This window comes from Polaribacter sp. (assembly GCF_039939415.1).
Lineage (GTDB): Bacteria > Bacteroidota > Bacteroidia > Flavobacteriales > Flavobacteriaceae > Polaribacter.
On the sequence record NZ_JBDVJE010000074.1, the window covers coordinates 1 to 12,872 of the forward strand.

Genomic DNA, 12,872 nt, shown 5'->3' on the forward strand with positions numbered 1-12,872 from the left:
TAAGTTGTAATCAAATTAAAAAAAATAAAGATGTAAACGAGTTAGCCAAAGAAACTAGCCCTTATTTATTACAACATGCTAAAAACCCAGTAAATTGGAAAGCTTGGAATGATAAAACATTACAACGTGCAAAAGATGAAAATAAATTAATCATTATCTCAATAGGATATTCTGCTTGTCATTGGTGTCATGTAATGGAAGAAGAAAGTTTTGAAAATGACTCTATAGCTAAGATAATGAATAAAAACTTTATTAATATTAAAGTTGATAGAGAAGAAAGACCAGATGTAGATAATGTTTATATGAATGCAGTACAATTAATGACAGGTAGTGGTGGATGGCCTCTTAATTGTATTGCTTTACCAGATGGTAGACCCATTTTTGGAGGAACATATTTCACAAAAAATCAATGGAAAAAAGTATTATTAAATATTTCTAAACTTTATAGCGAAAATCCTCAAAAAGCAATAGATTTTGCAACAAAACTAACTAAAGGAATTCAACAATCTGAACTAATTACAATTAAAAAAGACAAAGTTAACTTTAAAGATACTCATATAAAAAAAGCTGTATCAAATTGGCTAAAAAATACAGATTCTCTTTATGGTGGTTCAAAAACAACTCCTAAATTTCCAATGCCAAATGCTTTAGAATTTTTATTAAGATATAGCTATCAGTTTAACGATTTTAAAACAAAAAAACACGTAAAAACCACCTTAACAAAAATGGCTTACGGAGGAATTTATGATCATATAAATGGTGGATTTTCTAGATATTCTGTAGACAAAAAATGGCACATTCCGCATTTCGAAAAAATGCTTTACGATAATGCTCAATTAGTAAGTCTTTATTCTAAAGCTTACCAACAAAGTAAAAATGAATTATATAAAACTACCATAGAAGAAACTTTAAATTTTGTTGCTAAAGAGTTAACTGCTAAAAATGGTACTTTCTTTTCTTCTTTAGATGCAGATAGTAAAAATCATGAAAGTAAATTAGAAGAAGGCGCTTATTATTATTGGACAAAAAAAGAATTACAAAATTTAATTACTCATAATTACACTTTATTTGAAGATTATTACAATTTGAATAATTTAGGATTATGGGAAAAAAACAAATATATTTTAATAAGAAATTCTTCTAATAAAGAATTTTCAATAAAACATAAAATTAAAATTGATACACTTTTATCATCAATTAAAAATTGGAAAACAATACTAAAAAAAGCTAGAGCAAAAAAAATTAAACCAAGTTTAGATGATAAAGTTTTAACTTCTTGGAACGCATTAATGATAAAAGGCTACACAGATGCTTATAAAGCTTTAAAGAATAAAAAGTATTTAAATTCTGCATTAAAAAGTGCTAATTTTATTTTGAATAATCAATTGCAAAAAGACGGAAGTCTTTATAGAAATTATAAAAATAATAAAAGTAGTATAAATGCATATTCTGAAGATTATGCTACTTTAATAGATGCTTTTATAAACCTATATGAAGTTACTCTTGATGAAAAATGGTTAAAAGAATCAAAAAAATTAATGAACTTTACTTTAGAGTTTTTCTTTAATAAAGAAAATAACATGTTTTACTTTACCTCTAATAATGATAAAGAATTAATAGCCAGAAAAGTAAAAGTTTATGACAATGTAATTGCTTCACCTAATTCTATTTTAGCAAATTGTTTATTTAAATTAAGTCTATATTATTCTAATGTTAATTATAATAAAATTGCAAATCAAATGCTTAATAATATGAATGATGAAGTGCTAAAAACACCATCTAATTATAGTAATTGGTTAAATTTAATGATAAATTATTCTAAACCTTTTTACGAAGTAGCAATAGTAGGTGATAAAGCATTACCCTTAACAAAAAAATTTTTAGACTACTATAACCCTAATATTATTATTTCTGGCTCTACTACTAAAAACAATACAATTCCATTATTAAAAGATAAGTTTGTAGAAAATGAAACCTACATCTATGTATGTAATTTAGGAATGTGTAAATTGCCTCAACAAGAAATTAAAAAAGCAATTAAATTAATTTTTAAATAACCTACAAAAGAATAAAAATAGCTACCACCAAAAAAATTACTTTAAACCTAAACCTCTACTACCCTATTTTTCTACTTCTTATCTACCAAAAACAACATTTCTACTATTAGATGTTCATTCTGTTGCATTTATTTTTAATATGTAAAACTATCTTTAAAAATTAAAACTATCTAATCAAATATAATTCAAATCAAATAATTTAATAAAATGAATAACATTAAATTTCTTATTTTAATAACTTCAATTGCTGCTTTGGGTGGTTTACTTTTTGGGTATGATACAGGTGTAATAAATGGTGCTCAATTTTACTTAACAAAATATTTTCAATTAGATGCTGCAACAAAAGGTTGGGTAGTTGGTAGTGCTTTATTAGGTTGTTTATTAGGAGCAATATTAGCTGGTCCATTAAGTATTCGTTTAGGGAGAAAAAATTCGCTAATTATTTCTGCGTTTTTGTTTTCTCTTTCTGCTTGGGGATCTGGCTTACCTAGTTTTTTAGAAGAATCTATATCATTACTTGTGTTTTTTAGAATTATTGGAGGTTTAGGAATTGGTATTGCATCTATGAATGCACCTATGTATATTGCCGAAATTGCACCTGCAGACAAAAGAGGTAAATTGGTTACTTACTATCAATTAGCTATTGTAATTGGCTTTTTTACAGTTTTTCTTGTAACTTATTCTATAGGAAGTAAACTTACAGAAGCTCAAAATCTAGAGTTTGGTTGGAGACAAATGTTTTGGTCTGAATTAATACCTAGTGGATTGTTTTTAATTGCTTTATTTTTTGTTCCTAAAAGTCCTAGGTGGCTTTTATTAAAAAATAATGATGAAGAAGCACTTTCTGTTTTAATAAAAATTCATGGTGAAGAAAATGCTAAAAAAGAAGTTAACCAAATAAAAAAAGCCCTAGAAAAAGAAACAGAAAAAAAGAAAGTTAATTACTTTTCTAAAAGTATTTTAACAATAATAATTATTGGTTCTATTTTTTCTCTATTACAACAATTTACTGGTATAAATGCTGTGTTATATTATGGAGCAGATATTTTTGAAAAATCATTAGGTTTTGGTAAAGATGATATTTTAAAACAACAAGTATTATTAGCTTTTGTTAATTTAGTATTTACTTTAATTGCTATGATAACTGTAGATAAATTTGGTAGAAAACCTCTTGTTTATATTGGTTCTATTGGTATGCTAACTGGGTTTTTAATTTTAGGTTTTACAATACAGCAACAATCAATAGGTATTTTATCTCTTTTAGGAGTATTAATATTTATTGGTTCTTTTGCTTTATCTATGGGACCAGTTGTTTGGATTGTTTTATCAGAAATGTTTCCTAATAAAATTAGAAGTGTAGCTATGTCTGTAGCAGTTGCAGTACAATGGGCTGGTAACTATGTTGTTTCTCAATCTTTTCCTATGGTAACTGTTAGCGACATAAACAATAATAGTTTTTGGAATGGATCTTTACCTTATTTTATTTTTTCATTCTTTATTATAATTATAATTTGGTTTACACATAAATTTATTCCTGAAACAAAAGGAAAATCATTAGAAGAAATTGAATCTATTTGGAATAATTAGGTTAAAAATGTAATATTACATAATACTATAAAGTTATTATTTTATGAAAAAGCTAACTGCTTTAATATTCTTTTTTTTGTGCATTAATAGCTATGCACAAAAAACTTACAAAGAGCATCGTTTTGTTAATATAAAAGAAGGAATACCAAAAGTTGGGGTATCTTCTATTGTACAAGATCATAAAGGATTTATTTGGATTGGAACAACAGGTACAGGACTTTATAAGTTTGATGGTATAGATTATAAACCATATAAATTTAACTTTGAAGATATTAATTCTTTAAGTAACAACCTTGTTCAATGTGTTTTTCTTGATAGTAAAAAAAGACTTTGGATTGGTACAGAAAATGGTCTAAATCTTTATATAAGAGAGTTAGACAAATTTAAAAGAATACAATTAAATGGTTATAAAGAAAGTATTTTAGCTATAGAAGAAGACTCTCTTGGTAATTTATTTATTGGTACTGATAAAAAAGGATTATTTAAATTAAATATTAATACACTTAAAATAAATGAAATTTTTAATAAATCTTCAAAAGATTTAAGTATTAACAGCATAAAACATACAAAACAAGGCAAAACATTTGTTGGTACAAATTTCGGTTTAAAAGAAATAGATTTATCAAATAATAAATTAATTCACACAAGACTATTTATAGATAATCAAAAAAAAATTAATAAATCTATTGAAGTATTGTTTATAGATAATACAGATAATTTGTGGATTGGTTTTGAAGTAGATGAAGGTATTTACAAATGTGGTTTAACAAATGACAGAAATAATAATATTGTAGAATTAGTTAAGCTTGATTTAACTTCTAAAAAAATAATGAAATTCATCCAATTATCAGACAATACAATAATGATTGGTACTGAGAATGATGGTCTTTACCATATTGATGAAAATGATAAAATCATAAAAAAATATGTTTCTAGTAAAACAGAAAAAAACAGTATTCTACACAATTCTATTTGGGAGCTTTTTATAGATAAAAATGATAGAATTTGGATGGGATATTTTAATAGTGGTGTTGCTGTTAGTGACAAACTATTTGATAAATTTAAAAATATTGAAAGTCTCCCAAACAAAAAAAACTCTTTAACAATTCCTTCTGTTACAAGTATTGTAAAAGATAAATCTGGTAAATTATGGATTTCTACAGATGGTGGAGGAATTGATGTTTACAACCCTAATACTTCAAAAATAACTCATATAAATAAAAATAATAGCACTGCATATTCAGGATTAAATTCAGATTATATAGTTAGCCTATTTTTAGACTCTAAAAATAATTTATGGGCAGGTAGTTGGGAAAGTGGTCTTTTTCTTTTAAAAAATGGAACAAAAAAATTTATAAACTACAACAAAACAAATACCTCAAAAATATTTAATACAAATACAATTAGAAGTTTCTCTGAAGACTCTAAAGGTACAATTTGGATTGCTTCTTTTTTTGAAGGATTACATTCTTACAACCCTTCAACAAATAAATTTAAAAAATATAATTCTAAAGAATTTCTAAAAGAAAAATTTTTAAGTCATAAAATAATGGTGGTTTTTGTCGACTCAGAAGATATTATTTGGGTGGGTACTGCAGATGGATTATTTAAAATAATAAATCTAGGAAAAGACAAATTTAAAGTGATTTCTTTAGCTGAAAGAATGCAAAAAGAGTATGGAAATTTATCTGATGTAGATCATATTCTTTCTATATATGAATCTTCTGAAAATGATATTTGGATTGGTACAAGAGGTGCAGGTCTTTGTAAATATAACAAAAAAGAAGATTCTTATACTTGGTATAATAAATCTAAAGGCTTAGAAGCAGAAAACATTAGTGCTATAATAGAAGATAACGATAAAGATATTTGGATTAGCAGTAACTCTGGGCTCACAAAAATAAACATAAGAGATGAAAAATTTACAAACTATACTTCTAGTGATGGTTTATTATCTAATGATTTTAATTTTGGAGCTGCTTTAAAAGATGAAAAAGGAACTTTATACTTTGGTAATTTTAAAGGGTTAGATTATTTTAATCCTAAAGAAATAAAAACAAACTCAAGTGTACCTTCATTACATTTAACAAACTTTAAGTTATTCAATGAAAAAGTATTCCCAGAAGTAGATGACTCCCCTTTAAAAAAAGTAATATCAGAAACAAAAAACATTCAATTATCTCACACTCAATCTGTATTTACAATTGAATTTACTGGTTTAAATTATACAAGGCCAGAAAAAAATAATTATGCTTATTATTTAGACGGATATGAAACTACATGGAACTACGTTAGCCATAAAAGAAGTGCTACTTACACAAATCTAGATCAGGGTAGTTATATTTTTAAATTAAAAGCGTCTAATAATGATGGTGTTTGGAATGAAACTCCACTAGAGTTAAAAATTACAATACTTCCACCTTGGTGGAGAACAAATTGGGCAATATTGTTTTATGTATTAGCTTTTCTTTTTTGTGTGTACTTATTAAATCGATTAACTCAGAAAAGAATTAAAGAAAAAGAAATATTAAAAAATGAACGTTTACTTCAAACACAAAACGACGAATTAATTAAGAAGAAACTTCAATTTTTTACAAATATTTCTCATGAATTTAGAACACCTTTAACACTAATTATCAATCCTATCAAAGATATTATTAGAAATAAAGAACTTAACCTTCCTCAAAGCGTTAAAAATAAACATGCTATCATCTATAAAAATACAAATAGACTCTACAGATTGATTAATGAGTTAATGGATATTAGAAAATTAGAGCATAATAAAATGAAAATTAGGGCAAGTAAAATTAATCTAGTAGAATTCACTAAAAATATATCTTACTATTTTCAAGAAGAAACAAGCACAAAAAACATACTTTTAAGTGTAGATTCAGAATTACCTAATATAACTGTTTGGGCTGATGAGAAAATGCTAGAAAAAATAATTTTTAATCTTTTATCTAATGCCATAAAAGCAACACCTAAAGGAGGTGCAATTACTATAGAGTTATTTTCTAACGATAAATTACATAAGTTACCTTTATTTAACTACCAAGAACCTGTAAAAGCTGTTGAGATTGTAATTTCTGATACTGGATCTGGTTTAAATGAGAAAGAAATAGAAAAAATATTTGAACGTTTTTACCAAGTAGAAGATCAGAACAAAACCTATATAGGTGGAACAGGAATTGGACTAGAAGTTGTAAAAAGTTTTGTTTACCTACACAAAGGAGAAATTAAAGTTGAAAGTAAAGTTGGTTCTGGAACTACTTTTAAAATTTTACTGCCACTTGGTAAAAATCATTATACAGAAAATGAAATTATATATAAAAATGAAGAGAAAGAAAATACAAAAGAAAAATTCATTTTAATAAACCCTAATGAAAATAAAACAGAATCTACAAAAAGCACTGTTATTAATAAAACAAAGACAATTTTAATTGTTGAAGACAATATAGAGTTAATAGATTATTTAAAAATAGAATTAAAAGAACAATATAAAGTTTATACTGCCTCAAATGGTCATGAAGGAGTTAAAATAGCTAAAGAAATATTACCAGATGCAATAATTACAGACGTTGTAATGCCAGAAATGGATGGTTTTGATTTTTGCAAATCCATAAAAACAGATGCTTCTACTAGCCATATCCCAGTACTTATGCTAACGGCAAGAACTACTATAGAAAATAGAATTGAAGGAATAGAAAATGGAGCTGATGCTTATATGATAAAACCTTTTGATTTAAAATTATTAAAACTTCGTTTATCTCAATTAATTACAAGTAGACAATTAATTTTTGATAAATTTTTTGGTGCAATAAGTGGTGCAGATGATACAGTAAACTCAAATTCTATAGATAAAGAATTTATACAAAAATTATTAGAATATATAAATGATAATATCTCTGACTCTAATTTAAGTGTAGAAGAATTAGCTTCTCAATTAAAATTAAGTAGAAGTCAACTTTATAGAAAAATTAAAACAATTACAGGTCAAACAGTTAATGAATTTATAAGAAAAATAAGGCTAGAAAGAGCTAAACAAATTTTAGATTCAGGTAGAGGAAATATTAGTGAGGCTTGTTTTAGTGTTGGTTTTTCTTCTCCTTCTTATTTTTCTAAATGTTTTAAAGCACACTTTGGCATATTACCTTCTGAAATAGAAATTAATAAAGAAAATAAGATTTAATATTTTAAAAATTACACAAGCCTAGTATTAAGCTAAAGAAAACTAATTAAAAAATAAACTGAGTTCCGTTTCTAAATATTAACAATAGAACAATTGTTGCGCCCTATGAATTAAATGTAGCATTAGTATTAAATAAAGGTTAAATAGCAACAATAGTTTTAAACTCTGTTTTTTCTGTGTTAAAAAAGATGAATTTGTTCCAATACATTTGAGGAGTACAACAATGCCTATGAAGCAAAAAGACTTAAAAAAAAAATTATTATACGAAATATTATTAGTGCTACTTATGTTAATACTCTTGGTACTAATAGGTAATAATATATAATTAAGCTTTTATTTTTATTTGCAACGTTAACCAAACAAACATTTTTAATTAACCAATTTTATGTATGATGATAAAATTTAAAGTCGCAATTATTGCATGCCTAGTATTTTGTATGCAAAATGTCTATTCTCAGAATAAGACAATCACAGGTGTAGTTAATGATACCTCAGGAAACACCTTGCCTGGAGTTTCAGTAATCATTAAGGGAACAAAAAAGGGTGTTACCACAGACTTTGATGGTAAATATTCTATTACTAATGTTTCACCAAACAATGAATTAGTTTTTTCTTTTTTAGGAATGAACTCCTTAACAATTCTTGTAGGAAACCAAACTAAAATTAATGTAGTTCTAGAAGATAATCTAGAATCTTTAGATGAAATTGTTGTTGTTGGTTATGGTAGTAAGAAAAAAAGTCTTGTTACAGGAGCAATATCTAGTATCGACTCTAAACAAATTAAGAGTTCTTCTAATCAAAGAGTAGAAGCTGTTTTACAAGGTAGAACTTCTGGTGTAACAGTATCATCTTCTTCTGGTGCTCCTGGTTCTGGTGCTAAAATTAGAATTCGTGGTGCAGGTTCAAGTGGTAAATCAGAACCTTTATTTATTGTTGATGGTATGAAAGTTTCTTCTATAGCAGATATTGCTCCTTCAGACATTGCAAATATAGAAATTTTAAAAGATGCAGCATCTGCCGCAATTTATGGTACAGAAGGCGCAAATGGTGTTGTTATTGTTACAACTAAAAGAGGTAAAAAAGGTGGTTTAAAAATTTCTTATAACTCCCAATTAGGTATACAATCATTAAAAACTAAAATGGAATTAATGAATGCTTCTCAATTTGTTCAATATATGAATGAAGCTGGAAATACTAATATAGTTAATAATGGGTATGATACAAATTGGATAGATGAAACATTCTCTAACGCTATAATGCATAGAAACGATATTAGTTTATCAGGAGCAACTGAAAAATTATCTTATTATACATCTGCTTCACATTTAAGCCAAGATGGAATTATTACTGGTGGAAATAGCTCTTTTAAAAGATCTACTTTTAGAGTAAATTTAAAAAGTGATATTACTAAATGGTTAGAAGTTGGTGTTAATGCAACGTATTCTTCTTCTGATAGAAGTGGAGTTCCTGAAAATAGTGATACAAGAAGTGTAATTCAAAATGCAATTATTTTAGATCCCTTAACCCCTGTTGTATATGCAGACGGACAAATACCACAAGAAGTTATCGATAGAGCTGCTACTAATGGAGTGCCCTTATTAACAGATAAAAATGGTAATGTTTATGGATACCCAAGCTTTTCTACAGGAGAGGTAATAAACCCTGTAGCTTATGCAAATAGTATTCAAAAAACAACCGTAGATTCTTATCAGCTTTTAACATCTGCATATTTAAAATTTAAGCCTTTTGACGGTTTTTCTTTTACTACTAGGTTTGGTTATGATGAAAATGAAATGGAGACTAGAGGTACAACAAATCCATATTATATAACTTCTGAAGCAGCAAATACATCTTATTTATCTTCTCAAAATATTGTAGAATCTAAAAGATGGTTATGGGAAAACTTTGCTTCTTATGAAAAAACATTTGATAATCATAACTTTAAACTATTAGCAGGGTATTCTGCTGAGAGTACAAAAACTAATACTCCAACATCTAGAGGTTGGTCATATCCTATAGCAAATTTTACAGGATTTGATTTTGATTCACCAGTTGCTGTTACCCAAGTTAATTTAATTGATCCTTTACCAGATAATATGGTTTCTATGTTTGGTAGGTTTTCTTACGACTATGCAGGAAAATATTTATTTGAAGCTTCTGTAAGAAGAGATAAATCCGATAAATTTCCAACAGCTAATAAAGTTGGTACTTTTCCTGCTTTTTCTGCTGGTTGGGTCGCTTCTAAAGAAAACTTTTGGAGTGATAAATCAAAAATTGATTACTTAAAATTAAGAGCAAGTTGGGGTCAAAACGGAAGTAGAAGTAACTTAAGTGGTAATTCAGATAAAACATTCATTACAAATATAATTAATGGCTTAGGTATTGATTATTTAGGCAATACAGGTACTCAAATTACTGGTTACTCTAACCTTAACTTAGTTTGGGAAACTTCAGAACAATTGGATTTAGGTGTAGATTTAAGAGCATTAAATAATAGGCTAAATTTCTCTGTAGATTATTACAAGAAAACTACTAAAGATGCAATTGTTAATGATGGAAGTTTAATTACACCTGGTTCTGCTGGTTTTGTTTCAAATGAATTTAATTCTGGAACTATAGAAAACAAAGGTTTTGAATTTGAACTTGGCTATGGAGATACAACTAAAAAAGGACTAAGCTATAAAATTAATGCAAACTTATCTACCCTACAAAATAAAGTAACAGAAATTCTCTATGTTCCTGAAGGTACATCTTTAACAGGAGCAAGTGCCCCTCAAAACGCAGATGGAATAACAAGGTTTACAGAAGGACAGCCTTCATGGTATTTTTATGGATACAAAACTAATGGAATAGATGCCGCTACTGGAGAAGTTATAATTGTAGATACAGATGGTTTGGCAGGTATTACTAATGCAGATAAAACAAATATTGGTTCTCCACATCCAGATGTATTATTTGGAGGTAATATTAGCTTAGGTTATAAAGCTTTTGATTTTAATATTCAATTTCAAGGAACAATTGGTAACGATATTGTTTCTACATATCACCAACCTTCAAGACCTATTACAAACAAACCTGTGCATTTCTTTACAGAAAGATGGCAAAATCCAGGAGATAATGCTACTTATCCTGGGGCTGCAAGTGTAATTGGGTCTTATCAAACAGATTTAATGGTAGAAGATGGTTCTTTTATGAGAATTAAGCAAATTCAATTTGGATATACTTTACCAGAACACATTACAAAAAGAATACATGCAAAAAATTTAAGAATGTATATTTCTTTAGATGACTATTTTACTTTTACAGGTTATAAAGGTTTAGACCCTGAAATTGGTAACTTTAATTATAATAGTATTGGCGTAGATAGAGGGTTTTACCCTACTGCCGCTAAAGCTATATTCGGATTGTCTTTAGACTTTTAACAAAAACAATATAACTTAATTATGAAAAAAATATTTATAACTTTTATTTTAGTTCTTTTCTTAGGGGTTTACTCTTGTAGTGAAGATTTTACAGTAAACCCAAAAATAAATGTCGAGGAATTAGAAACATATTTTCTTGAAGAAGAAAATGTAGAAACTGCAATTATAGGTATCTATGATTTAATGCAGTACAATTATGGTAGAGATTGGCATAGTGCTTTTCTAGTAAAACTATTACCAGGAGATGACGCAAATGCTGCAGGAGGTAACTCTGAAGATCAATCACAATTACAAAGTATTGACGATTTTGATAATGTGTCTTCTTCAAATGTATCAATAGCTAGTGTTTGGGACATTTTTTATAGAACAATTTCGTTATCAAACTTAGTAATAGAAAACATAAAAGATTCAAATTTAAGTAACAAAGATAAAGCTTTAGCAGAAGCTAAATTTATGAGAGCTTGGTCATATATGGAGTTAACAACTATGTTTGGTGATATTCCTTTAAGATTAACAGTTCCTGGAAGCGCAGAAGAATTTGGTATAGCAAAATCTTCTAGAGCAGATATATACACTCAAATACAATTAGACTTAACTGATGCAATTGCTTCTTTACCAGAAAAGAATGCGTTAGCAGATAATTTTAGAGTTTCTAAAGGAACTGCACAAGCATTAATGGGTAAGGTGTTAGTATTTCAAGAAAAATATTCTGAAGCAATACCATACTTTCAAAGTGTAATTTCAAATACAGCTCATGATTTAGAAGCTAACCCTGGAGATGTTTGGAGCATAAACAATGAGTTTGGAAAAGAATCTTTATTCGAAATAGGTTATGTATCAACTACTGCAAGAGATTGGGGTAATATTGCATGGGGAGGTAGAAACGAAAGTAATCTTCATATTCAATTAATGGGACCTAGAGGTGATGGTATTTTTGATCTTACAGGAACAGGTTTAATTAATGGCTGGGGTTTTAACTTACCAACAAGTAAATTAGCAACTGCATTCGATACTGCTGGAGATGTTACTAGAAAAGCTGCTACATTAATGACTGAAGCAGAGTTAATTGCAGCTGGAGGAGCTGTTGATGCATCTGCTGCAACTGGTGGTGTAATTTGGGATTATGAAGGTGCTATTAGAATTAAATATGCAACAAAATCTGAAGATACAAGTGCAGATGGTGTAAGAGAATTAAACTATAGTACAAACTTTAGATTATTTAGATATGCAGAAGTATTATTATTAGCTGCAGAAGCATATAATAAAGCAGGTGGACAAGATGCAGCTGCAAGAACTGAGTTAAATAAAGTAAGAGTAAGAGCTGGTTTATTGCCTGATAATACTTCTACTGGAAATGTTTTATTTGAAGCTATTGTAAATGAAAAGTATTTAGAATTAGCTCATGAAGGGCAACGTTTTTGGGATTTAGTTCGTTGGGGAAAAGCAAGTACAGAATTAGCTGGAACTGGTTATACTTCTACAAACGATTTATTTCCAATTCCAATCACTGAAATAGACAAAAACAGTGAATTAACTATCGGAGATCAAAATCCTGGATATTAATCTAATAAATTATACCCAATTTTCATGAATATTAAAGCAGTATGTAGTTAAAAT

5 protein-coding genes are annotated in these 12,872 nt (G+C 27.6%); all 5 read left to right on the forward strand.

The window, feature by feature from the left end; all coding sequences use genetic code 11:
* Positions 1–2,057, forward strand: a 2,057-nt coding sequence (locus ABJG40_RS12280; RefSeq protein ID WP_348024880.1) for a thioredoxin domain-containing protein, incomplete at its 5' end; no start/stop codon positions are given.
* A 207-nt stretch (positions 2,058–2,264) separates the two neighbouring features.
* Positions 2,265–3,644: a sugar porter family MFS transporter gene (locus ABJG40_RS12285; RefSeq protein ID WP_348024881.1), complete on the forward strand. Its 1,380-nt coding sequence runs from the start codon at positions 2,265–2,267 to the stop codon at positions 3,642–3,644.
* 43 nt (positions 3,645–3,687) lie between these two features.
* Positions 3,688–7,833: a two-component regulator propeller domain-containing protein gene (locus ABJG40_RS12290; RefSeq protein ID WP_348024882.1), complete on the forward strand. Its 4,146-nt coding sequence runs from the start codon at positions 3,688–3,690 to the stop codon at positions 7,831–7,833.
* Positions 7,834–8,270: 437 nt separating this feature from the next.
* A complete protein-coding gene (locus ABJG40_RS12295; RefSeq protein WP_348024883.1) occupies positions 8,271–11,255 on the forward strand; it encodes a TonB-dependent receptor in 2,985 nt (994 codons plus the stop codon).
* A 21-nt stretch (positions 11,256–11,276) separates the two neighbouring features.
* Positions 11,277–12,818: a RagB/SusD family nutrient uptake outer membrane protein gene (locus ABJG40_RS12300; protein WP_348024884.1), complete on the forward strand. Its 1,542-nt coding sequence runs from the start codon at positions 11,277–11,279 to the stop codon at positions 12,816–12,818.
* Positions 12,819–12,872 lie beyond the last annotated feature (54 nt).

Bases quoted from the DNA above. Each gene is read 5' to 3' on its own strand.
- ABJG40_RS12285 (WP_348024881.1), top strand. From the start codon at position 2,265: ATGAATAACATTAAATTTCTTATTTTAATAACTTCAATTGCTGCTTTG.
- ABJG40_RS12290 (WP_348024882.1), top strand. From the start codon at position 3,688: ATGAAAAAGCTAACTGCTTTAATATTCTTTTTTTTGTGCATTAATAGC.
- ABJG40_RS12295 (WP_348024883.1), top strand. From the start codon at position 8,271: ATGCAAAATGTCTATTCTCAGAATAAGACAATCACAGGTGTAGTTAAT.
- ABJG40_RS12300 (WP_348024884.1), top strand. From the start codon at position 11,277: ATGAAAAAAATATTTATAACTTTTATTTTAGTTCTTTTCTTAGGGGTT.